Source organism: Pseudomonas sp. ADAK2, assembly GCF_012935755.1.
Classification (GTDB): domain Bacteria; phylum Pseudomonadota; class Gammaproteobacteria; order Pseudomonadales; family Pseudomonadaceae; genus Aquipseudomonas.
On the sequence record NZ_CP052862.1, the window covers coordinates 5,118,192 to 5,141,085 of the forward strand.

Here is a 22,894-nt window from a genome sequence, read left to right on the forward strand (position 1 = left end):
CAACGAAAGCACAATTCCTACGAATCACCCGTTTAGATCCTGCGAGGTTTGCCATGGCTGACTACAAAGCGCCCCTGCGCGATATGCGCTTCGTCCTCAATGAAGTTTTCGAGGTCGCCAAACTCTGGGCCGAGCTGCCGGCGCTGGCGGACACCGTCGATGCCGAAACCGTCGAAGCCATTCTCGAAGAAGCCGGCAAGGTCACCAGCAAAAGCATCGCGCCCCTGAGCCGTGCGGCTGACGAAGAAGGTTGCCATTGGGCGGACGGTGCCGTCACCACGCCGGCAGGTTTCCCACAGGCTTATCAGACTTACGCTGAAGGCGGTTGGGTCGGTGTCGGTGGTGATCCGGCCTACGGCGGCATGGGCATGCCTAAAGCGGTTTCGGCCCAGGTCGAAGAAATGGTCAACTCCTCCAGCCTGTCGTTCGGTCTGTACCCGATGCTGACCGCCGGTGCCTGCCTGTCGATCAACGCCCACGCCAGCGACGAGCTGAAAGCCGCGTACCTGCCGAACATGTATGCCGGCGTCTGGGCTGGCTCCATGTGCCTGACCGAACCGCACGCTGGTACAGACCTGGGGATCATCCGCACCAAGGCCGAACCTCAGGCCGACGGTTCCTACAAAGTCAGCGGCACCAAGATCTTCATCACCGGCGGCGAACACGACCTCACCGAAAACATCATCCACCTGGTACTGGCCAAACTGCCGGACGCACCGGCCGGGCCGAAAGGCATCTCGCTGTTCCTGGTGCCGAAGTTCATGGTCAATGCCGATGGCAGCCTGGGCGCACGTAACCCGGCGAACTGCGGTTCGATCGAGCACAAGATGGGCATCCAGGCGTCCGCGACTTGCGTGATGAACTTCGATGAAGCCGTGGGTTATCTGGTCGGCGAGCCGAACAAAGGCCTGGCCGCGATGTTCACCATGATGAACTACGAGCGTCTTGGCGTGGGTATCCAGGGCCTGGCCACCGGCGAGCGCTCGTACCAGAACGCTGTCGAATACGCCCGCGATCGCCTGCAAAGCCGTTCCCCGACCGGCGCGCAAAACAAAGACAAAGTCGCTGACCCGATCATCGTCCACCCGGACGTGCGTCGCATGTTGCTGACCATGAAAGCCTCGAACGAAGGCGGCCGTGCCTTCTCGACGTACGTGGCGATGCAACTGGACACCGCCAAGTTCAGCGAAGACGCGACCACCCGCAAACGTGCGGAAGACCTGGTTGCGTTGCTGACCCCAGTGGCCAAGGCATTCCTGACCGATCTGGGACTGGAAACCACCGTGCACGGCCAGCAGGTGTTCGGCGGCCACGGTTACATCCGCGAATGGGGCCAGGAACAACTGGTTCGTGACGTACGTATCACCCAGATCTACGAAGGCACCAACGGCATTCAGGCGCTGGACCTTGTAGGGCGCAAGATTGTTGGCAGTGGCGGGGCGTTCTATAACCTGTTCGCCGACGAAATTCGTCACTTCACTGCGACCGCCAGCGCTGACCTGGCGGAGTTCACCAAGCCATTGAATGACGCGGTGACCACCCTTGATGAACTGACTTCGTGGCTGCTGGACCGGGCGAAAAATAACCCGAATGAAATCGGCGCGGCGTCGGTCGAGTATCTGCAAGTATTTGGATACGTTGCCTATGCCTACATGTGGGCATTGATGGCCAAAGCGGCCTACGGCAAAGAGGCGCAGGACGATTTCTACGCGAGCAAACTCGGCACCGCGCGCTTCTATTTCGCCCGCCTGCTGCCGCGGATTCACTCGTTGAGCGCGTCGGTGAAGGCCGGCAGCGAATCGCTGTTCCTGCTGGATGCTTCGCAATTCTGACGATGTAACGTTATGTAAGCATTCTCTTACATGACGTGCTGCTGTTTTCCCATATGCGCCGATTGGATCCAGAGCTAATCTACTTCACATGGACGTCGCGCAGGAAGCGCAAAGCAACAACACGGACACGTAGGATTCTGCCAGGATGGCGGAGTGAAATGGATGTCAGGGAAACAGTCTGCAAAGCCCCGCTTCGGCGGGGTTTTCTTTTGCCTGTAGAAAAGGGCTCAGGTCATTTTCGCCGGGCTGTTCAAGCGCTCATCGGGCGCATTCAGCACTTCTTCCAGCAATGTCTGCAACAAGGCCATAGAGGCTTGTTGCCGTTGCACATCTCGACACACCAATCCGACTTTCAGCGGCACGCGCGGCTCGGTCAGCGGTTTCCACAGCAGTTCATGATTACCCAGCGCCTTTTGCGAACGCCCGGGCAACACCGTGGCCAACCGGGTATGGGGCAGGCTGTCGAGAATTCCCGCCATATTGTTCAGTTCCGCCTGCACCTGCGGCCGTCGCCCCAGGCTGGCCAATTGCGCCTGCCAGATCTGCCGCAGTTGAAACTCCTCGCCCAGTAGCAGCATCGGTAATTCCGCGGCCTGACTCATGGAGACTTTCTTGAATTCGCGCAACGGATGATCCGCCGGGATGACGAGCGTCAGTTCATCTTCGTACAACAACACACCGTGCAGTCCCGGTTGACGGGTTGGCAGGTAGCTGATGCCGATGTCCAGGGAACCATTGAGCAAGCGCCGCTCGATCTCCATGCCGGTCAGCTCATAGATTTGCACCACCAGATGCGGCTGGGCCTTGCGCACCCGTTCGAGCATCTGCGGCACCAGGCTGCTGTGCACGGTTTGCAACACGCCGATGGCCAAGGTGCGCAATGCCTGTCCCTTGAAATTACCCAGGGCTTCCCGCGCCCGTTGCAGGCCATCGAGCAGGGGTAGCGCGTGGTTATACAGCGTGTGCGCCGCGAGGGTCGGCAGCAAGCGTTTGCTGCTGCGTTCAAACAGGCTCACATCGAGGTTCTGCTCAAGGTGGCGGATCTGTTGCGACAGTGCCGGTTGGGAGATGGACAGTCGCTCCGCAGCCCGGCCCACATGGCCTTCTTCATAGACCGCGACGAAATAACGCAGTTGCTTGAAATCCATAAGTAATGCTTATCGAAAATGCTGTGAAATCGAAATGGCTCAGCGCCGTGCCTGAGCCTAGTCTAACCGCATTCATAAGGCTTACAGGGCCAGAAAGCGCGATGAATACCGTTTGCAGTGATGGTGTTTACATAGGAAAGACAAAAAACCTCAAACGAGGTTTTTTTCCATGAATCTGTTTAGTTTGCGGCGCAGCCCACCCAGTCTGGATGACCTGGTCATGGACACCTCATTGCCGTCTTGCAGTGACAACCTGTCCAGCGAGTGCCTGATGCCCAGTGTCGAGCGGCCACAACAGATTTTTGTCCGCGGCCAGGGCTCGTGGTTGTGGGACAGCGATGACCGCGCCTATCTGGATTTCACCCAGGGCGGCGGCGCCAACAGCTTGGGGCACAGTCCATCAGTGCTGGTTAACGCGATTTCCGATCAGGCCCGATCGCTGATCAACCCCGGCTTCGGCCTGCATAACCGCGGCATGCTCAACCTCGCCGAACGCCTCTGCACCAGTACCGGCAGCGATCAGGCGTACCTGCTCAACAGTGGCAGCGAAGCCTGCGACGCAGCGATCAAGTTGGCTCGCAAGTGGGGTCAACTGCATCGTGGGGGCGCTTCGCGAATCATCGTCGCTAATAAGGGTTGTCATGGCCGTAGTCTCGGGACGATTTCAGCGTCGGACAGTTCGAATCTGACCAACCGATTCGAGCCTCAGTTGCCGGGTTTCAGCCACGTTCCTTTCAATGACCTTCCAGCGTTGCACGCGGCCGTGGATGCCCGGACCGTGGCGATCATGCTCGAACCGATCCAGAGTGAAGCCGGGGTAATCGCGGCCGACGAGCATTACCTCAAGGGCATCGAACGCTTGTGTCGCGAATTGGGCATCCTGCTGATCCTCGACGAAGTGCAGACCGGGATCGGCCGCTGCGGCACCTTGCTCGCGGAACAGTCCTACGGCGTGCGAGCCGATATCGTTGTGCTCGGCAAAGGTCTGGGTGGCGGCGTGCCGTTGGCGGCGTTGCTGGCCCGGGGCAAGGCGTGCTGTTTCGACCTCGGTGAAATGACCGGCACCCATCACGGCAATGCGCTGATGACCGCTGCCGGTCTGGCCGTGCTCGATAGCGTGCACGACAAAAGATTTCTCGATCATGTGCAGCAGACCGGTCGATACCTTGGAGAAGGTCTGAGGCGGCTGTCCCATCGCTACGGCCACGGCGAATTGCGTGGCCACGGGCTGCTCTGGGGACTGACCCTGTCCGACGATTCAGCAGACGCGGTAGTCAAAGCCGCACTCTGCGAAGGCTTGCTCCTCAACGCCCCGCAACCCGATTGCCTGCGCTTCACACCAGCCCTCACCGTCAGCAAAGCCAACATCGACGAAATGCTCCTGCGCCTGGCCCGCGCGTTCTCCCGAGTACGCACCGCGCAACTGCAGTGCCGCAAAGGGATTGCCGTCTGATCAGAGCCGTCCTACACGAATTTCCGAACCGTCTCGCGGTAATAACGCATCGCCCCATACCTGCTTCTTTTGGTGTGGGGCGTTTTTTTGTCTCGGCGAAATGTTGGTCTGAAAAACCGTACTGAACCCTGACGAACGGCACAGGTCGATTAGCTGTGTGGCTTACACAAGCCAAACTTCAAATCAGGAGCTGACCCATGGACTTTATTCGAATCATCATTGCCATTCTGTTGCCGCCCCTGGGTGTGTTTCTGCAAGTCGGTTTCGCCGGGGCGTTCTGGCTGAATATTCTGCTGACGTTGTGCGGTTACATTCCGGGGATCGTGCATGCGGTTTATATCATCGCCAAGCGCTGACATTTTCGGCGTCAGATAGATTGCCTTCGCGGGCAAGTCGGAACGCCGCCCGCTCGCTCCTACGGGATTGTTGAACGACACAAACCTGTAGGAGCGAGCGGGCGGCGTTCCGACTTGCCCGCGAAGGGCGCGCCGCGGTTTCAATCTGCTAAATCCATCACCCGCCGATAAAACAACCACTCCTGCTCCAGCGCATGCGCCTGGTTCCCCGCCTTGCGAAACCCATGACGCTCATCCGCGTAATAGTGGGCCTCAACCAGAATGCCGTTGTCCTCCAGCGCCGTGACCATGTCGCGGGTTTGCTGCGGCACCACCACGGCGTCCAGTTCACCTTGAAAGAAGATCACAGGCACCGAGATATTGCTCGCGTGCAGCAGTGGCGTGCGGGCGGCGTAAAGTTCGGCGTCCTGCAGCGGATCGCCAATCAACCAATCCAGGTAGTCGCCTTCAAATTTGTGAGTCGCCCTGGCCAGTGCAACCGGATCGCTCACGCCATACAGGCTGGCCCCGGCGCGAAAGACCTTGTGAAAGGCCAGCGCGCAAAGGGTGGTATAGCCGCCAGCACTGCCGCCGCGAATGAAAGCCTTGTCGCCATCGATCAGCCCGCGTTCGGCGAGATAGGCGACCACGGCACAGGCATCCTCCACATCCACATCGCCCCAACTCAAGTGCAGCGCCTGACGATAAGCCCGGCCATAGCCGCTGCTGCCCCGGTAGTTCAGGTCGGCCACGGCGAAACCCCGTTGCGCCCAATACTGGATGCGCGGGTCGAGCATCGGGTAGCAGGCCGAGGTCGGGCCGCCGTGGATGAACACCACCAGCGGCGGCTTCGCGGCGCCGGTCATCGCCGGATAGAAAAAGCCGTGGGCCTCGCCCGAACCGCTTGGGTAGCGCAGGGTTTGTGGGCGGCTGATCTGCTCGGCGGGCAAGGGCGCAATGCCGCCAGCGAGGACTTTGACTTGTCGGGTGTGGCGGTTGATGGCGATCACCGCCGAGGAGCTGACCGGCGAGGCGGCGATGCAGTAAATAAACTGTGCATCCAGTGCGAGACTTCGGAAACGGCTGTAGTCCCCGATGAAATCTTCAGGCGCTTCGCCGCAAAGGCCCAGTCGGCCAAACCCGCCTTCGGTCCAGCTCGCCAGATAACTGTTTTCGCCCAGCGGCAACCACGTGCTGCCGCCGAGCTGCCACGGTGCCGGTCCATGATCGGCATTAGCGCTAGCCAGCGGGTTCAATCCCTCTGCGGATTCCACCCACGGCTGCCAGTAGCCGTCGCGGTCGGTCAGGCAATACAGGCGCCCGCTGTCATCAAACCGAGGTTGTTGCAACGACTCTTCAGCACCATCGCCGGCCACACAACGCGGCTGAGCAAAGCCACCTTCATTCTGGCGTTCGGCAACCATCAAACGAGTCGCGGTCCATGGCTGGTCCGGCCGACTCCACTCAATCCAGGCCAGGCGTCGAGCATCCGGGCTCAGCGTCGGCGCGGCGTAAAAGTCCGCGCCCTCGGCCAACAAATGACGCACACCGTCCGCCAGGTCGATGGCCACCAACCGATGCTGATCATGGTTTTCTTCAACCGCCAACACCTGGCCGTTGGCAAACTGCAGATCGCCATAACGGCAACCACTCGACGTCAGCACCTCAGGAGTCTCTCCCTTCAGCGATTGCCGATAGAGCTGCTGGTCCGCCTCGTTAACGAAAACAATCCCGTCATCCGTCAGACAAAACGCCCCACCGCCATATTCGTACACGCGACTGCGTGCACTGAACCCTGGCGGCGTCAGGCATCGGGCCTCGCCATCGTGCCAATGCCAGATCCGGCACGCGGCATCCTCTGGACGGTACTCGTTCCAGAACAAGCCATGACGGCCGACCTGCAACTCGGCAAAGTCGATGCCGGCCGCGACAGCCTTGATGGCGCTGAAGGGTTCAGCTGCTTTTAGCGATGAGGCGTGAGTTTCGTTCATTGCGAAAGGCCAGTTGTTCGATGGTCTGGGTCGCGTGTTCGGCTTCTTCGCGGGCCTTGAGAATCACGCCGTGATGTTCCGATTTGCTGCACACCGGGTCGGCATTGCTGGCGTCACCGGTGAGCATGAAGGCCTGGCAGCGACAGCCGCCGAAGTCTTTTTCTTTCTCATCACACGAACGGCATGGCTCAGGCATCCAGTCGTAACCGCGAAAGCGGTTGAAGCCGAACGAGTCGTACCAGATGTGTTGCATGCTGTGATCGCGCACGTTGGGAAATTGCACCGGCATCTGTCGGGCGCCGTGACAGGGCAGGGCGGTTCCGTCCGGCGTGACTGTCAGAAAGATGCTGCCCCAGCCGTTCATGCAGGCTTTCGGGCGTTCTTCGTAGTAGTCCGGGGTAACGAAAATCAGCTTGCATGGATGCCCTTCGGCTTCCAGTTTGGCGCGGTATTCATTGGTGACGCGTTCGGCGCGCACCAGCTGTTCCTTGGTCGGCAACAGGCCGACACGATTGAGCTGCGCCCAACCGTAGAACTGGCAAGTGGCGAGTTCGACGAAGTCCGCTTCAAGGGCGATGCACAGCTCGATGATGCGGTCGATCTTGTCGATGTTGTGCCGATGGGTCACGAAGTTCAGCACCATCGGATAGCCATGGGCCTTCACCGCACGGGCCATTTCCAGCTTCTGCGCGAAAGCCTTTTTCGAGCCGGCCAGCAGGTTGTTCACCTGTTCGTCACTGGCCTGGAAACTGATCTGGATATGGTCCAGGCCGGCCTTCTTGAAGTCGCTGATTTTCTGTTCGGTGAGGCCGATGCCGGAGGTGATCAGGTTGGTGTAGAACCCCAGCTTGCGCGCCTCGGCGATCAGCTCGGCGAGGTCCTGGCGCACCAGCGGTTCACCGCCGGAGAAACCCAACTGCGCCGCACCCATCTCCCGCGCTTCGCGAAACACCTTGATCCACTGTTCGGTGCTGAGTTCTTTGCCTTGCTCGGCGAAATCCAGCGGATTGGAGCAGTACGGGCATTGCAGCGGGCAGCGATAGGTCAGTTCGGCCAGCAACCACAAGGGCAGGCCGATTTCGGGTTTGGGCGGTAACTTGTCTGACACAGAATCAGGCAAGTTCGATCCAGTGCTGAGCACGGGCGACCTCCATGAATTGCTCGATGTCTTCACCGAGCTCCGGTACGCCGGGGAACTGCGCGTCCAGTTTGGCGATGATTGCCGCCACATCACGCTCGCCGTCGATCAAACCACCGATCAGCGCGGCGCTTTCATTAAGTTTGATCATGCCTTCCGGGTACAGCAGCACGTGGCCTTTCTGCGCCGGTTCGTACTGGAAACGGTAGCCCGTGCGCCAGGTCGGGGTCTTGCTGCGATCGAAACTCATAAGGTGATTCCTTTATGCCAGACCCGTTGTTCGGTCACACTGTGATACGGCGGGCGATTGAGCTCGTAGGCCATGGTCATGGCATCGAGCATGCTCCAAAGAATGTCCAGTTTGAACTGGAGAATTTCCAGCATGCGCTCCTGGCCTTCCCGCGTCGTGTAGTGCTGCAAAGTGATTGCGAGACCATGCTCGACATCGCGACGGGCCTGGCCCAGGCGCGTGCGGAAATACTCGTAGCCGGCCGGGTCGATCCACGGGTAATGCTGGGGCCAACTGTCGAGGCGCGATTGATGGATTTGTGGTGCGAACAATTCGGTCAATGAGCTGCTGGCGGCTTCCTGCCAACTGGCGCGGCGGGCGAAGTTGACGTAGGCGTCCACGGCGAAACGCACGCCGGGCAGCACCAGTTCCTGGGAGCGCAACTGATCCGGGTCGAGGCCGACCGCTTGGCCCAGGCGCAACCAGGCTTCAATGCCACCGTCTTCGCCGGGGGCGCCATCATGGTCGAGCAGGCGCTGAATCCACTCGCGACGGATCTCGCGATCCGGGCAGTTGGCGAGGATCGCAGCGTCTTTCAGGGGAATGTTCACCTGATAGTAGAATCGGTTGGCGACCCAACCCTGGATCTGCTCGCGGGTCGCCCGACCTTCATACATCGCCACATGATACGGGTGGTAGATGTGGTAGTAGGCGCCCTTGGCGCGCAGGGCGGCTTCGAACTCAGTAGGGGACATTGCGGTGTCAGTCATTTTGGTTCTCCGGGTAGGACCGGTGGATTCTTTGGTGTCGGGTCTGGCCTCATCGCGGGCAAGCCTTGCTCCTACAAGGGGACAGCGCTAACCCGTAGGAGCAAAGCTTGCTCGCGATATCGCCCTTCGCTACAACACAATACTCATGCCGTCATACGCCACTTCAACCTCACGACGAACCAGCTCCGCCCGTTCCGGCGAATCCTCATCCAGGATCGGGTTGGTGTTGTTGATGTGGATAAGCACTTTGCGCTGCTTGGGCAGTTGTTCCAGCACTTCCAGCATGCCGCCGGGGCCGTTCTGCGCCAAATGACCCATTTCCCGACCGGTGCGAGTGCCGACGCCACGGCGCTGCATTTCATCGTCGTCCCACATCGTACCGTCCACCAACAGGCAATCGCTGCCGGCCATGATTTCCAGCAGCGGCGCGTCGACCTTGCCCAGGCCCGGCGCGTAAAACAGTTTGCCGCCGGTGCTGAGGTCTTCGACGATCAGGCCGATGTTGTCGCCCGGGTGCGGGTCGAAGCGGTGCGGCGAGTAGGGCGGGGCGGCGCTACGCAGGGGCAGCGGGGTGAAACGCAGGTTCGGGCAGGCCGGCACAGTGAAACTCTGGTCGAGTTCGATACGGTTCCAGTTCAGCCCGCCGTTCCAGTGGGTCAGCATGGTGAACAGCGGAAACCCGGTGCTCAGGTCTTCGTGGACCATGTCGGTGCACCAGACTTGATGCGGGCAGCCTTCACGCAGGCTGAGCAGGCCGGTGGTGTGGTCGATCTGGCTGTCCATCAGGATGATCGCGCTGATCCCGGTATCGCGCAGGGCGCGGCCGGGTTGCATTGGGGCGAAACCCTGGAGTTGGGCGCGGATGTCCGGCGAGGCGTTGCACAGCACCCAGTTCACGCCGTCATCGGAAATCGCGATGGACGACTGAGTCCGCGCCTTGGCGTTCAGGCTGCCGTCGCGAAAGCCTGCGCAGTTCACGCAGTTGCAATTCCACTGCGGGAAACCACCGCCGGCGGCGGAACCTAGAATCTGGACAAACATGGCTGCTCCATCATTTCAACGCTGAAAATAAAAACGCCTCGGCAGACCGAGGCGTTGCACAACGATACAAACTCAGCGGCTTGCGAAGTACATGGTGACTTCAAAGCCGATACGCAGGTCGGTGTAAGCAGGTTTGGACCAGGACATGGGAGTGCTCCTTTCAGGTGGATGGGACAGTTGAGACCTATACATATAGTCCACCTCCAGCCGGAGATGTTCAGATAGTTAGGTGGCTATGTTACTCAAAATTACCGAGCCGTTGCCCGTGAAACTTTGAGAAAGCTAATTGCAGCGTCGGTAATGATCATTTTGCCGCTTGCCAGGGCGCACCAGGGCAAGCCGCGTTGGCCAGGCAGCGCCAGCCGCCTTCGGCGTTATTCAGGCGTTGGGCGGCGGTGATCAGTGCTTGGCGGTCGATCTTTAAAATTGCTTCAGGAAGTTGCGTCAGGTAATCCGACGAGTGGCCGGCGAGCCTGGCCTGCCACAGGAGTTCGGCGGCCTGGGCGTTGGGCAGGGTGGCGCTGTCGAATTGGTCGGCGAGGGCTTGGCGCTGCGCGAGGTAAGTCGCGTCATCGATGCCGTCGCTCAGTCCGCTCAAGAAGTGTTCGATGTGTTTCAGCAATTCAGCGGCAGCGACATGGGGTGATTGCACACCAAACAATAATCCGGTCTGGCCGTTTATCTGGCGTATGCCGCTGAATACGGCGTAACCCAGTTGAAGCTCGACCCGCAAGCGTTGGTAGAACGGCGTTTGGCTCAGGTGGGCGAGCAGACGCCAGCAGGCTTCGTCAGATATGTCCTGTGTGGCTGTCGGACAGAACAGTAGCAATGCGTGATCGCTGGAGCCTGTGTCGTGGTGATTCCACAAATGCTGCGCGTTGATCAAGCATGGCGGCGTCAACTGACTGTCCGCAGTGCCGGGGATACGGCTCAAGGCAACGCCCATGGCCGCTTGGGTCTGGGCGGACAGGCCCACGGCCAGACCATCCCAGCGTGCGCTTGACCAGAGTTTTTGCAGATCGCCGGAACTGACAGTGTGTTGGACGCCATGCTCCGGCAGCGCTTTGAGTAGCTGCCGAATGGGTATCAGCGCAGGACTTGCCGGCTCCGCTTGTGGGAAATCGGCATCAGCGTTTGTCAGAGCGGTCAGCGCATGTTCGAGGACTGTTGGCATCGGCTCCTGCAGACCGGTCATTTTCATCAGCCATTCATTGCCCGTTGCGCTGAAGGACATATCGACACCAGCCTGACGGGCGTCCTCACACAATGGCTCAAGGCTGGTTTCCAGGTGCGATTGGAGGCGGCCATCCGGCGCCGAATCCAGCCGCCAGCGCAGGTAAATGGCGCCCTCGTCGGTATTCCCCGGCAGCGCCTGACTGAACTGCATCGGTGAACGCTCACGACGTCCTCGGGAACGATCCTGGGCAAAGGTGCGCAGGCCTCGATGGGCGCTGGTCTGGCCACGGATCAGCCCGGCATTGGCGATGGGTGTCTCTAAGCGCAAAAACGGATTAGGCGCCGGCAGTTGCCATTGGCCGGTGAAGTTATCCACAGCGCCGATTTGTTTCATGACGTCCTTGAGGGCGCTAACACCCTGCTCGGATAGCCCGGTTTCAAGCTGTTCGCTGTCCCGTTGCGCCAGTTGCAGGGCGCTGCTGACTTGCTGTTGACGCAGCAGCAGGGCCGCGTACTCGTCGCGCAGGCCGCGCCAGTCTTGTTGGGCGGCGAAGAATCCCAGCCAATCCATCAGTTGTTCACGGATTCCCGTCGGTGTTGCGTTGGCGGGCAGTTTGAATTCGATGTGAAGCACGGCTTGCCCGGCGAACTGATACAGCGGCGAGGCTTTCAGGCTGTCGGCCATGCCGCTGTCTTGCAGTTTGGCCAGCAGGCCGCCGGATTTCGCGGCGTTCAGCCAATGGCACAGGAACGCTAAGGCCTCAGGTGATGAGTCGGGAAGCGCTTCGAAGGTGAACAGCAGGTCCAGCCGACGATCGCTAGCCTGTTGATAACTTTTGTCGGAAGAATCCATCAGAGAAACAGGCGTGTGTTGCAGGGCTTTTCCACCTTGGGCGATGACTGCACCGAACACCTCGGCCATCGCTCTCAACTCATCAAGACTCTGTGGTCCGGCCAGACTCAATGTCATCTGCCCAGTCTGATAAAACCGCTGATAAAAATCTGTTAACGCGAGCTGAAACTCAGGCTGCGGCACCTGCAAACTATCCCGATTGCCTGCATGAAACGCCCGCAACGGATGGGATTCCGATAGCCCATCGAACAAGGCCAGTTGCTGTTGCGCGGTAGCATCCTGGGACCACGCAACACATTCCGCCTGCAACACTTCCCGTTCCCGCAACTGATCGTCCAGATTCATACGCGGGTGAGCGAGCATGTCTGACAGACGCTCCAGCCCACCGGCAAATGCCTGAGGCGGCAATTCGAAAAAGAAGTCCGTCGTGCGCTCACGGGTGCGCGCATTCACCTGGCCGCCATGACCCTGGACGTAGGCCATCAGCCCTTGGCCAGTAGGAAAGCGCTCGGTCCCCAGAAACAGCAAATGCTCAAGAAAGTGCGCCAGTCCGGGCCAGGCCAAAGGCACGTCATGACTGCCGGCCGCCACCCGCAACGCCGCAGCACTGCGCTTCAAATCCGGGGCATGACGCAGCGTCACCCGCAGGCCGTTGGCCAGGGTTTCAGTATGTGGGCGGGGATGATTCAACGCAGGCATGAGCACTTCCAGAACAGAGAAGCGCTAATGCTAGCGGATAACTGTGTCTCAGCGCTTGTTCAGCTCGCCGTAAAGCTCGGGACGGCGATCAAGCAGGTAGCGATTGGCCGCGCGGGAATCGACCATCAACTGCCGATCCAGCTCACCGACAATCAGCGCTTCATCCAGCCCGGCCTGGGCGATACGGCTGCCATCCGGCGCGGCGATGCTGCTTTGGCCGCAGTATTGGATGTCGCCTTCATGGCCACAATAGTTGGCGTAAGCCACATAGCACTGGTTTTCGAAAGCCCGGGCGCGGACGGTGACATCGGCGACAAAGTCGAAGGGAATCATGTTCGCCGTCGGCACCAGGATCAGCTCGGCACCGGCCAGGGCCAGGCGTCGGGCGTTCTCCGGGAACTCCATGTCGTAGCAAATCAGGAAGCCGAGTTTCCAGCCATTGAGCTCAACCAGGGGGAAATCATCCCCGCCGGCGCTGAACATCGAGTGATCGAGGTCGCCGAACAGGTGCGTCTTGCGGTAGTTGCACAGGCGCTCGCCCTGGGCGTCGATCAACTGCACGGAGTTGTAGATCTGGCCGTCTTCGGTGCGCTCGGGGTAGCCATAAAGTATGGCAATCCCGGCCGTCTTCGCGATGCGCGCAATCTGCTGCGCCGATTCACCGTTGTGCACCTCGGCAAGGACGCTGACCGCATCGACGCCGATGTTGTAGCCGGTCAGGAACATCTCCGGCAGCACCAGCAAGTCGGCGCCTTTGGCCTCCAGCGCCAATTGATGCAGGCGTTGCAGATTGCCGGCGATGTCCAGGGGCAGCGGCGGACATTGGTAAAGGGCTACGCGCATTTCGGATTCCTCTTACTCGGGCAGGGCGATCGGACCGATCTCGTTGAACACATCTCCTGGACCCGGGTTCTCGGCGTGAGTTTCACCGCCGAAATGTTTCATGATGCCCCACACCGCGTTGAGCGAGGTCTGCACCGCGCCTTCAACCCAGGCCGGCGTCCAGGAAACATCGTCGCCGGCAATGAAAATCCCGCGCTGCTCGGCTGGCATATCGTCCTGCATGAAGTGCGCGTACATGCGTTGGTTGTAGCGATAGTGGCCTGGCAGGGCGCCTTTGAAGGCGCCGAGGAAATGCGGGTCGGATTCCCAGGACACCGTGATCGGGTCGCCAATGATCCGCGCGGCGATGTCGACTTTCGGGTAAATCTTCTTCAACGCATCCAGCGCCAGCTTCACGCGCTTTTCCACCGGGTGCGGGAGCATTTTCAGCGCATCGCTCATCCACGAGTACGACAGGCAAATCACGCCGGGCTTGTCGTCGCCGTTGTCGAACAGGTAAGTGCCGCGGGTCAGGCGATCGGTGAGGGTCATGCTCATCAGGTCGCGGCCGGTTTCGGGATCCTTGTCTTTCCAGAAAGGCCGGTCGACCATCACAAAGGTCTTCGAGGATTGCATGTAGCGGGTGCGGTCGAGGGCCATCCACATCTTTTGCGAGAACAGGGTTTCGTCGCATTCGATCTGGGTGGTCAGCAGCCAGCTCTGGCAGGTGGTCAATACGGCGGCGTATTCGCGGCTGTCGCCATAGTTGTCGGTGACCGTGAAACGGCCATTCGGTGCGTGGGCGATTTTCTTCACCCCGGAACGCGGGGCGCCCCGGTGCAACGAACTGAGGCTGGTGCCTTCTGGCCAATGCACGCAACGTTCCGGCACATGGCGCCAGATGCCCAGCGGCACTTGTTCGACACCGCCGACCACCAGGTGCTGGTGATCGTCGCAGTTGGTCATCACGACGCGGAAGATTTCCAGCATCGAGTTGGGGAAGTCCGAGTCCCAGCCGCCGGTGCCGAAACCGACCTGGCCAAACACTTCGCGGTGATGGAACGACAGCTTGGCGAAGGCTTTGGAGGTGGCGACAAAATCGTAGAACGTGCGGTCGTCCCACAGCGGAACGAGGGTGTTCCACAGCTCTTTAAGGCGTGGTACGTCGCGGTCGCGGATCGCTTGCTGGATCTCTTTGAAGCGCGAGCCGTCTTCCAGCGCATCGGCCCAGGCGTCAGCCACTTCCTGGAACAGTGCAGGAAGATCCGACAGCTTCTGTGCGTAATGGGTCTGGCCTTCCAGGTCGATCACCGTGCTGCCCGACGCGGGCGTCAGCGGGTTCGGGAACGGTTTGGTTTCCAGGCCGAGTTTGTCGACATAGTGATAAAACGCGGTGGACGACACCGGGAAACGCATGCCGCCGAGCTCGGCAACGATGCCTTCGGCGCCATTGAACGCCTGGGAGCGCAGACGACCGCCCATCTTCGAGGCTTCATAGACGACGGGTTTGAGGCCCAGTTTCATCAGTTCGTAAGCGGCGACCAGACCTGCGATGCCGCCACCGACGATGGCCACTTCTGCGCCGTGGTTATGCTCGGGAATACTGCCGAGGCCGGCCGGGTGCTCGATCCAGTCGTCGAAGGCGAAAGGAAAATCCGGACCAAAAATGGTGACTGGTTTTTTACCGTCTGCAGGATGGCGATTATTCTTGTTCATGGCTGACCTTGCTGGCGACCCGACGCGGGATGCGCGTCTGAGTATAGGAAAAGATGGCAGCCATTCTAGAGAGCGTAGAACACGTTAATAAGACGCAATGTGTCGTCGTTTTGCCAGATAACTGATCAATATGACGATCTCTCACTGCATTCCGTCGGCTAAACCGGCTGCCCCCGGTCAATCTTGCTACTCAAGATGATCGACGTGGTCGTCTTCTCCACCCCATCCACACTGCCAATCTGATCCAGCAACTGATCCAGTTGCTCCGGCGAGTCCGTGCGTAACCACGCCACATAATCAAATTCACCACTCACCGCGCATAGCTGCTGCACCTGAGCCATCGCACTAAGGCGGCGCAACACTTCCTTGCCGGAGCGCGGCTGCACGGTGATCCCGACGTACGCCTGCAACCCGCCATCCACCACGCGCTGACCCAGGCGCACGCCGTAACCGGTGATGACCTTGGCCTTTTCCAGCCGTGCCAGCCGTGAAGTCACCGTGGTGCGTGCGATGCCCAATTGCCTGGCCAGCATGGCCACGCTTTCACGGGCATTGATTTGCAAGGCCGCGATCAACTGGCGGTCGATTTCGTCAAGCACGGGCGGGCGGGTGTCAGGCAAAGGTCGTCTCCAACAACACAAATCGATGGGTTGGCATGTTACAGCACGGCTTGCGTGGCGGAGGTTTGATCTGGCTTCAGTACCGTTCAGAACTTTTTTACCTGCGACAAATTGCCATAAGTAACTAGGTAGTACATCATTTCGCGCTTGTCACAAATGGGGAAAACTTCCGACATGAATAATTCTGGGGCTGCCGCCGGCAGCAAGTGGTTGCTGTGGGGGTTGGGTGTCCTGATCGCGTTGATCGGGCTCGGCCTGGCCGGCGGCGGTGGTTACCTGATTGCTTTGGGAGGGAGCTGGTACTTCCTGCTGATGGGCCTGGCGATGCTGGTGTCCGGGTTGATGATTGCCCGGCGCAAGCCGCAGGGGGCGTGGCTGTATGGCGTGGCGCTGATCCTGACGGCGATCTGGGCGGTGTGGGACAGCGGTTTCGATTACTGGCCGCTGGTGTCGCGGGTGCTGACGTTTGCCGTGATCGGCCTGGTTGTCGCGCTGATTTATCCCACGCTAGTGCGTGCTTCCGGCGCTAATGCTGGGCGTGGCGCTTACGGTCTGGCAGGCATTCTGGGCGTTGGCATCGTCGCCACGCTGGCCTACATGTTCGTGCCGACCCACGTGGTCAAGGCCAACATTGAACCGGCGGTCACTCCGGTGAAACCGGGCACCGAACAGAAAGACTGGGCCCACTGGGGCAACACCACCGCCGGCAATCGCTTCGCCGCGCTGGACCAGATCAACAAAGGCAATATCGACAAATTGCAGGTGGCCTGGACCTTCCACACCGGCGATATCCCGCAAAGCACCGGCGCCGGCGCCGAAGATCAGAACACCCCGCTGCAAATCGGGGACACGGTCTACACCTGCACCGCCTACGGCAAAGTCTTCGCCCTGGACGCCGACACCGGCACCCAGCGCTGGAAGTTCGACCCCCAAGGCACCGCGCCGAACTGGCAGCGCTGCCGTGGCCTGGGTTATTCCGAAACCCCTGTAGCGTCGGATAACCAGCCAACCGCCTGTGCGAAACGTCTATTCCTGCCGACCGGCGACGCCCGTCTGATCGCCATCAATGCCGATACCGGCAAGCCGTGCGCAGACTTCGGCGACAAAGGCACAGTCGATCTGAAAACCGACATGGGTGAGGTGAAACCCGGTTACTACCAGCAAACCTCGACTCCGCTGGTCGCCGGCAATGTGGTGATCGTCGGTGGTCGTGTGGCCGACAACTACTCCACCGGCGAACCGCCAGGCGTGGTCCGTGCCTACGACGTGCGCAGTGGTGAACTGGCCTGGGCTTGGGATCCGGGCAACCCGAACACCACCAAACGCCCACCGGCCGGTGAGACCTATACCCGTGGCACGCCGAACGTCTGGTCGGCCATGTCCTACGACGACAAACTCGGTCTGGTCTACCTGCCGACCGGCAACGCCACCCCGGACTTCTTCGGCGGCCAGCGCACGGCCTTCGATGACAAGTGGAACTCGTCCATCGTCGCCATCGACGTGAAGACCGGTCAGGTGCGCTGGCACTTCCAGACCACCCACCACGACCTCTGGGACTTCGACCTGCCGGCGCAACCGCTGCTCTACGACGTGCCGGACGACAAGGGCGGCACCCAGCCAGCCTTGGCGCAAGTCACCAAACAGGGCGAGATCTTCCTGCTCAACCGCGAAACCGGCGTGCCGATAGCGCGGGTGGAAGAACGCCCGGTGCCACAAGGCAATGTCCCCGGCGAACGCTACTCACCGACCCAGCCGTTCTCGGTGGACATGCCGTCAATCGGCAACCAGACCCTGACCGAATCCGACATGTGGGGCGCCACGCCGTTTGACCAATTGATGTGCCGCATCCAGTTCAAAGGCATGCGCCACCAAGGCGTCTACACCCCGCCGGGCCTTGATCGCGCATTGCAATTCCCGGGTTCCCTGGGCGGTATGAACTGGGGCAGTGTCTCGGTCGATCCGAACACGAATTACATGTTCGTCAACGATATGCGCTTGGGCTTGGCCAACTACATGATCCCGCGCAATAAGATTGCTGCCGGGGCCAGCGGCATCGAAATGGGTGTCGTGCCACAGGAAGGCACGCCCTTCGGTGCCATGCGCGAACGCTTCCTCTCTGCGGCCGGCATTCCATGCCAGAAACCACCGTTTGGCACCATGTCCGCCATCGACCTCAAGACTCACAAACTGATGTGGCAGGTTCCGGTCGGCACCGTTCAAGACACGGGGCCGCTGGGTATTCGCATGCACTTGCAGATTCCGATTGGCATGCCGACGCTGGGGGCTTCGCTGGCTACTCAGTCGGGGCTGCTGTTCTTCGCCGGTACTCAGGATTTCTATCTGCGGGCATTTGATACGGGTAACGGCAACGAGATCTGGAAATCGCGGTTGCCGGTGGGCAGTCAGTCCGGGCCGATGACTTATGTTTCGCCGAAAACTGGCAAGCAATACATCCTGCTGACGGTGGGTGGGGCGCGACAGTCTTCGGATCGGGGGGATTACGTGATTGCGTATGCGTTGCCTGAGTAGGGGAAATCGCAGGTGAAGAAAAAGCCCGGCATTTCTGCCGGGCTTTACAGGACTTTAAGACTCAAGCGCATGCTTGATTGTGCCATTCACCTTCAAACTCCAGATTCAGTTTGTAGAGTTCGTGGTCCAATTTGTTGATGGTATTGATAGCCGCCATCAGATCCGCTTCACCCGTTTTGGCTTCAAGATAAAGGCCTCGCAAGTACCGGTCGTTCACCATCGGGATCTTGTCGGTTTTTTCCCAGATCGCTACAGCCTGACTTGTCAAACCAACAATCTCGGCGAGGCTTTCCTGGGACAGGCCAAGCTCCTTCCTCAAAAATCTGAACTCAGCACCTGTTAGTACTGAAGGTTTCTCCGCGATGGCTTTACCGATTACGTCATGGAGGCCCTTCACGTCCGTGATGGCGACAGACTCGCCATAGGCGGTCTCCTTCACCACGAAGCCATTGCTAAGCCATACGTTCGGTAGGCCGCTTTCTACGTAGTGGTACATAAAATTCATCCCTTCTTTTTTGCCTGCAACTCTAATGCGCCGGCAAGTCGAGCTGAACGGTCCATGGCTAATTCAGAAGTTTCTGACGGAAAAAAAGTTTGAGCAACCAGAACGCCAGACACGAAAAAGCCGCGCATCAGCGCGGCTTTTTTGTTTGGTGGGCCCAGTAGGACTCGAACCTACGACCAAGGGATTATGAGTCCCCTGCTCTAACCAACTGAGCTATAGGCCCTCAGTAGGCCGCGGATTATAGCGACGGTTTCTCGGCTGTGCTATCCGAAAAATCCGATACGGCAATACGAAGAAACGTCGCGGCGAATTCTTCGGGCGGTAAGGGCAGGCTGACGATGTAGCCCTGGATCTGTTCGCAGCCTTCGAGGGCGAGGAATTCTTGCTGGGCCTGGGTTTCGACACCCTCGGCGATGATGGTGAATTGCATGCTGCGGCCGAGGGCGATGATGGCCCGCACAATGGCCGCGTCGTGGGGGTCATCCGGCAGTCCGCGGACGAAAGACTGGTCGATTTTTAGGATGTCCAGCGGCAGGCGCTTGAGGTAGCTCAGGGACGAATAACCGGTACCGAAGTCGTCGATCGCCAGCTGCACGCCCAAGTGTTTGAGTTGGTGCAGCACCGCCAGCGCTTCTTCAGCCTGGCTCATGATGAAGTTTTCGGTAATTTCCAGTTGCAGAAAACCGGGCTTGAGGCGGTTGTCCTTGAGCAACTGCTCGATGCGGCCGAGCAGGTTTGGCTGACGCAATTGTGCGCCGGCGAGGTTGACCGACAGTGGGCCCGGGCTTTCATAGAGTTGGTTCCACTCGAACATCTGCCGGCACGCAGTTTCGAGTACCCAATCGCCGATCTGCAGGATCATGCCGTTTTCTTCGGCCAGGGGAATGAAGTGCTCGGGGGGGACATCGCCGAAGGTTGGGTGACGCCAGCGTATGAGTGCTTCGGCGCCCACCAGGCGATGGTCGTCGAGGCTGATTTTCGGTTGGTAGTACAGATGCAATTCATTGCGCTCGATGGCGCGACGCAGTTCATGTTCCAGTGCCACGCGTTCGCTGGCCTGGGCGGTGAGGTCGCGGGTGTAGCTTTCGACCCGGTTGCGGCCCTTGGCCTTGGAGCGGTACATCGCTGCGTCGGCGTTCTTGACCAGGGTGGCGACGTCGCAGCCGTCCTTGGGATACAGGCTGGTGCCGATGCTGGCACTGATGAAGAACTCGTGTTCACCGGCCTGGAACGGTGCGGCGAAGCAGTTCAGCAGCTTGGTCGCGATGTGGTCGGCGTCGCTGGCTTGCTGCAGGCCGGGCAGCAGGATGATGAACTCGTCGCCGCCCAGTCGCGCCACGGTGTCGATGTCCCGTAGCTGCTCCTTGAGGCGCACGGCGATGCCTTTGAGCAGCAGGTCGCCGACCGGGTGACCGAGGCTGTCATTGATGTGCTTGAAGCGGTCGAGGTCGAGGAACAGCACCGCGCCCTGGCCGCCGTTTTCCTGCTGATTGTTGAGTGCAGTCAGCAGTCGGCTTTCGAACAACGTGCGGTTCGGCAGGCCGGTGAGCGGGTCGTGGTGGGCCTGGTAATCGAGCTTGGCCTGGGCGTGCTTGAGGCTGGAGATGTCCGCAAACACGGCAACAAAGTGCGTGATGAATTTGTCGCGGTTGCGCACGGCGCTGATGGTCAGCCAGCTCGGGTACAGCTCGCCGTTCTTGCGCCGGTTGGAGATCTCGCCTTGCCAATGGCCCTCATCGGTCAATTGATGCCACATCGCTGCATAGAAGGCGCTGTCATGCAGGCCCGAAGCGAGCAGGCGAGGGGTGTGGCCCAGTGCTTCGCTTTCGCTGTAGCCGGTGATTTCGGTAAACGCGCGATTGACCGCGCTGATGTGTTGTTGGGTGTCGGTAATCAATACGCCTTCGGCGGTGCTTTCGAACACCGTGGCGGCCTGTTGCAGTTTTTCCTGCATCAGGTGCCGTTCGGTGATGTCCCGGGCGATGGTCAGCATGCAGTCTTCATCGCCGATCGGCAGCGGGCGGCTGGACACCTCGCAGAGACGGATCTGCCCGTCATTGCGGCGGATATGGCAGCTGAAATCCCGAACAAAGCCATCCCGGTGCAACAGGTCGAGCATCTGTTTGCGTTCGTTCAGATTGACCCAGATCCCCAGGTCCAGCGCCGAGCGATCCACCGACATCGCGCTGTTGAAGCCCGTAATGCGGCTGAAACCCTCGTTGACCTCCAGCAGCAGGCCATCGCTCTGCCGCGACAGCAGCAAGCCGTCAGGCGAGGCGTGGAAGGCCTTGGCGAACTTCTCCTCGGAGGTTTGCAGCTGTTGCTGGGTTTCCTTGAGCTGACTGATGTCCCGCACCACGACGACTAGTGCCGGTGTCGTATCGAGATCGAAGGGCTCGGCGGAAATCAGGCCGGTGAACACCTGGCCGTTGTTGCGACGAAAGGGCATCTCCAGATTACGGATGCTGCCGGCTTGCAACCGCTGCAACAAGCCCGGACCCACGCCCGGAATGCCCCAGATGTTCAAGTCGGTGGCGGTCTGGCCGACGACGTCTCTGGCCTTGAGGCCGATCTGCTCTTCGAACGCCTCGTTGACCTCCAGCAGGCAGCCATCGGAAAGCCGCGCAATCACCAGGATGTCCGGGCATTGCTGGAACACTGACGCGAATTTCTGTTCCGACAGGCGCAGCGCTTCTTCGGTACGCTTGGCGTCGCTGATGTCGATCATCAGCCCGCGCAGCACCGGTTCATGGCCGTGCTCAATCAGGCTGACGATATCGCGCACCCACAGGCAGCGGCCATCGGCCGTGATGACCCGGTAATCGACGCTGTGATCGCGTCCGGCCAGCACTTCGTGATCGCAAAAGGTCTGGGCGCGGGTCAGGTCCGCCGGGTGGATGATGTTGCGCCAGAACCCCGGAATCAGCCAATGAGACAGGGGATAGCCGAGCAGGTCTTCAGCATGGGGCGACACGTAGCTGTAGGTGAAATCGCTGATCCGCGCTTCCCAGGCAATGGCCGACAGACTCTCCACCAGCCCGCGATAGTGGTATTCGCTGCTGCGTAACTCCTGTTCCAGATCCACCCGTCGGGCAATTTCCGAACTCAGTCGACGGTTGATCCGGATGACCACCGCCAGCACGATAATCAGAAACAGCAGGCCTGGCAGGCCATAGACCAGCAAGTCGTTCCAGAAAGTCCGATGATCGAGGACGTTACCGACCCAATGTTCCTGAATGGCGTTGATTTCGCTCGAACTCATGTCTGCCAGGACTTTGTCGATGATGCCGACGAGCATTTTGTTTTTCGGCGGCACCGCCATCGCTAATTGATAGCGATAGGGCGTCTCGCCGCTGACATAAAGCCCGTCGAGCTTGAGCTGGCGCAGGCTCCAGACGCTGGAGGCGAGATCGCCAACCACGGCGTCCACTTCGTCGGTGGCCAGCGCCTGCAGCGCCGAGCTGACATTGGGCATCGCCACCAGGTTCAGGTCTGGATGGTGGGTGCGCAGCAGTTCATGGGGGGCGTAGTTTTCCACCACGGCGATTTTCAGACCGTACAGGTCCTCGATTTTGTGCGGCTGGGCGCCGCCGATATGGGCGAGGATGACAATCGGAAAATCCAGGTAGGGCCGGGTGAACGACAGGTAAGTCTGGCGTTCCGGGGTCGACATGATGCCGGGTAACAGGTCCAGCTTGCCCTGCTTGACCTGCTCCAGGACCACCGTCCAACTGACTGGCTCTATGGGGGTGAGCTTGATGTCCAGGCGTTGGCGGATCACGTTGATGTAGTCCGCGGCCAGGCCTTGATAACGGCCCTGCTCGTCGCGGAACTCAAACGGTGGCCAGGACGCGTCGACGCCCAGACGCAAGTCCGGGTGAGCCGCCAGCCAGCTACGTTCTTCGTCGGTCAGAGTCAGCGCGCCAGCCGTTGCGGTCCAGGTCATCAGCGACAGCAAAAAAAGCACGGTCGGCAATCTGGGCATAACGGTCTCGTTATGGCTCGGGGGAATGTTTCGAGTGTAGTCGGGCAATTCG

General features: G+C 60.0%; 17 protein-coding genes and 1 tRNA gene. 4 read left to right on the forward strand and 14 right to left on the reverse strand.

Translation table 11 applies throughout. From position 1 onward, the window contains the following. The first annotated feature begins 53 nt into the window (after positions 1–53). Positions 54–1,832 carry an acyl-CoA dehydrogenase C-terminal domain-containing protein gene (locus HKK52_RS23455; protein ID WP_169372789.1) on the forward strand — a complete coding sequence of 593 codons (1,779 nt, stop codon included), beginning with the start codon at positions 54–56 and terminating at the stop codon, positions 1,830–1,832. A 227-nt stretch (positions 1,833–2,059) separates the two neighbouring features. Here HKK52_RS23455 and HKK52_RS23460 read toward each other — a convergent pair whose 3' ends face one another. Further along, positions 2,060–2,980, reverse strand: coding sequence for a LysR family transcriptional regulator (locus tag HKK52_RS23460; protein WP_169372790.1), 921 nt, complete (start codon positions 2,978–2,980; stop codon positions 2,060–2,062). A 169-nt stretch (positions 2,981–3,149) separates the two neighbouring features. On the opposite strand from HKK52_RS23460, the gene HKK52_RS23465 reads away from it, so the two are divergent. Then, a complete protein-coding gene (locus HKK52_RS23465; protein ID WP_169372791.1) occupies positions 3,150–4,433 on the forward strand; it encodes an aspartate aminotransferase family protein in 1,284 nt (427 codons plus the stop codon). 197 nt (positions 4,434–4,630) lie between these two features. Next, positions 4,631–4,789 (forward strand): YqaE/Pmp3 family membrane protein, encoded by a 159-nt coding sequence (locus HKK52_RS23470; protein WP_007904205.1) that lies wholly within the window; start codon positions 4,631–4,633, stop codon positions 4,787–4,789. Positions 4,790–4,929: 140 nt separating this feature from the next. Here the strand turns inward: HKK52_RS23470 and HKK52_RS23475 are convergent, their stop codons facing one another. The 10 genes from HKK52_RS23475 to HKK52_RS23520 form a co-directional block, all read right to left on the reverse strand. Continuing rightward, positions 4,930–6,759, reverse strand: coding sequence for a S9 family peptidase (locus tag HKK52_RS23475; protein WP_169372792.1), 1,830 nt, complete (start codon positions 6,757–6,759; stop codon positions 4,930–4,932). Continuing rightward, the gene (gene pqqE / locus HKK52_RS23480) at positions 6,722–7,867 is read right to left on the reverse strand and encodes a pyrroloquinoline quinone biosynthesis protein PqqE (protein WP_169374286.1); all 1,146 of its coding nucleotides are present in this window, start codon (positions 7,865–7,867) and stop codon (positions 6,722–6,724) included. The genes HKK52_RS23475 and pqqE overlap by 38 nt, the downstream gene beginning before the upstream one ends. A 4-nt stretch (positions 7,868–7,871) precedes the next feature. Next, positions 7,872–8,147: a pyrroloquinoline quinone biosynthesis peptide chaperone PqqD gene (pqqD, locus tag HKK52_RS23485; RefSeq protein WP_169372793.1), complete on the reverse strand. Its 276-nt coding sequence runs from the start codon at positions 8,145–8,147 to the stop codon at positions 7,872–7,874. Further along, positions 8,144–8,896 (reverse strand): pyrroloquinoline-quinone synthase PqqC, encoded by a 753-nt coding sequence (gene pqqC / locus HKK52_RS23490; RefSeq protein ID WP_123410558.1) that lies wholly within the window; start codon positions 8,894–8,896, stop codon positions 8,144–8,146. The genes pqqD and pqqC overlap by 4 nt, the downstream gene beginning before the upstream one ends. A gap of 129 nt (positions 8,897–9,025) precedes the next feature. After that, a complete protein-coding gene (gene pqqB, locus HKK52_RS23495; protein WP_169372794.1) occupies positions 9,026–9,937 on the reverse strand; it encodes a pyrroloquinoline quinone biosynthesis protein PqqB in 912 nt (303 codons plus the stop codon). A gap of 72 nt (positions 9,938–10,009) precedes the next feature. Continuing rightward, positions 10,010–10,084: a pyrroloquinoline quinone precursor peptide PqqA gene (gene pqqA, locus HKK52_RS23500; protein ID WP_009045898.1), complete on the reverse strand. Its 75-nt coding sequence runs from the start codon at positions 10,082–10,084 to the stop codon at positions 10,010–10,012. A 157-nt stretch (positions 10,085–10,241) separates the two neighbouring features. Next, positions 10,242–12,665, reverse strand: a complete 2,424-nt coding sequence (gene pqqF / locus HKK52_RS23505; protein WP_169372795.1) for a pyrroloquinoline quinone biosynthesis protein PqqF — start codon at positions 12,663–12,665, stop codon at positions 10,242–10,244. 48 nt (positions 12,666–12,713) lie between these two features. Further along, complete coding sequence (locus HKK52_RS23510) at positions 12,714–13,508, reverse strand: carbon-nitrogen hydrolase family protein (protein WP_169372796.1); 795 nt, start codon at positions 13,506–13,508, stop codon at positions 12,714–12,716. Positions 13,509–13,520: 12 nt separating this feature from the next. Beyond that, entirely contained in the window at positions 13,521–15,203 is a 1,683-nt protein-coding gene (locus HKK52_RS23515) for a flavin monoamine oxidase family protein (protein WP_169372797.1), read from the reverse strand. 158 nt (positions 15,204–15,361) lie between these two features. Then, positions 15,362–15,823, reverse strand: coding sequence for an Lrp/AsnC family transcriptional regulator (locus tag HKK52_RS23520; protein ID WP_007980298.1), 462 nt, complete (start codon positions 15,821–15,823; stop codon positions 15,362–15,364). A 174-nt stretch (positions 15,824–15,997) separates the two neighbouring features. Between HKK52_RS23520 and HKK52_RS23525 the strand changes: the two genes are divergently transcribed. Continuing rightward, positions 15,998–18,352 (forward strand): glucose/quinate/shikimate family membrane-bound PQQ-dependent dehydrogenase, encoded by a 2,355-nt coding sequence (locus tag HKK52_RS23525; protein WP_169372798.1) that lies wholly within the window; start codon positions 15,998–16,000, stop codon positions 18,350–18,352. A gap of 61 nt (positions 18,353–18,413) precedes the next feature. On the opposite strand, the gene HKK52_RS23530 is transcribed toward HKK52_RS23525, so the two are convergent. The 3 genes from HKK52_RS23530 to HKK52_RS23540 all read right to left on the reverse strand — a co-directional run bounded on the left by HKK52_RS23530 (position 18,414) and on the right by HKK52_RS23540 (position 22,842). Next, complete coding sequence (locus HKK52_RS23530) at positions 18,414–18,848, reverse strand: transcriptional regulator (protein WP_169372799.1); 435 nt, start codon at positions 18,846–18,848, stop codon at positions 18,414–18,416. 155 nt (positions 18,849–19,003) lie between these two features. After that, positions 19,004–19,080: transfer RNA gene (locus tag HKK52_RS23535), tRNA-Ile, on the reverse strand. 15 nt (positions 19,081–19,095) lie between these two features. Then, entirely contained in the window at positions 19,096–22,842 is a 3,747-nt protein-coding gene (locus HKK52_RS23540) for a bifunctional diguanylate cyclase/phosphodiesterase (RefSeq protein WP_169372800.1), read from the reverse strand. Between the last annotated feature and the right edge of the window lie 52 nt (positions 22,843–22,894).

Excerpts from the sequence above, each read along its gene's own strand:
- HKK52_RS23530 (WP_169372799.1), bottom strand. The coding sequence starts at position 18,848 with ATGTACCACTACGTAGAAAGCGGCCTACCGAACGTATGGCTTAGCAAT.
- HKK52_RS23460 (WP_169372790.1), bottom strand. The coding sequence starts at position 2,980 with ATGGATTTCAAGCAACTGCGTTATTTCGTCGCGGTCTATGAAGAAGGC.
- pqqC (WP_123410558.1), bottom strand. The coding sequence starts at position 8,896 with ATGACTGACACCGCAATGTCCCCTACTGAGTTCGAAGCCGCCCTGCGC.
- pqqB (WP_169372794.1), bottom strand. The coding sequence starts at position 9,937 with ATGTTTGTCCAGATTCTAGGTTCCGCCGCCGGCGGTGGTTTCCCGCAG.
- HKK52_RS23510 (WP_169372796.1), bottom strand. The coding sequence starts at position 13,508 with ATGCGCGTAGCCCTTTACCAATGTCCGCCGCTGCCCCTGGACATCGCC.
- HKK52_RS23540 (WP_169372800.1), bottom strand. The coding sequence starts at position 22,842 with ATGCCCAGATTGCCGACCGTGCTTTTTTTGCTGTCGCTGATGACCTGG.
- pqqF (WP_169372795.1), bottom strand. The coding sequence starts at position 12,665 with ATGCCTGCGTTGAATCATCCCCGCCCACATACTGAAACCCTGGCCAAC.
- HKK52_RS23455 (WP_169372789.1), top strand. The coding sequence starts at position 54 with ATGGCTGACTACAAAGCGCCCCTGCGCGATATGCGCTTCGTCCTCAAT.
- HKK52_RS23470 (WP_007904205.1), top strand. The coding sequence starts at position 4,631 with ATGGACTTTATTCGAATCATCATTGCCATTCTGTTGCCGCCCCTGGGT.
- pqqD (WP_169372793.1), bottom strand. The coding sequence starts at position 8,147 with ATGAGTTTCGATCGCAGCAAGACCCCGACCTGGCGCACGGGCTACCGT.
- HKK52_RS23475 (WP_169372792.1), bottom strand. The coding sequence starts at position 6,759 with ATGAACGAAACTCACGCCTCATCGCTAAAAGCAGCTGAACCCTTCAGC.
- HKK52_RS23465 (WP_169372791.1), top strand. The coding sequence starts at position 3,150 with ATGAATCTGTTTAGTTTGCGGCGCAGCCCACCCAGTCTGGATGACCTG.
- HKK52_RS23515 (WP_169372797.1), bottom strand. The coding sequence starts at position 15,203 with ATGAACAAGAATAATCGCCATCCTGCAGACGGTAAAAAACCAGTCACC.
- HKK52_RS23525 (WP_169372798.1), top strand. The coding sequence starts at position 15,998 with ATGAATAATTCTGGGGCTGCCGCCGGCAGCAAGTGGTTGCTGTGGGGG.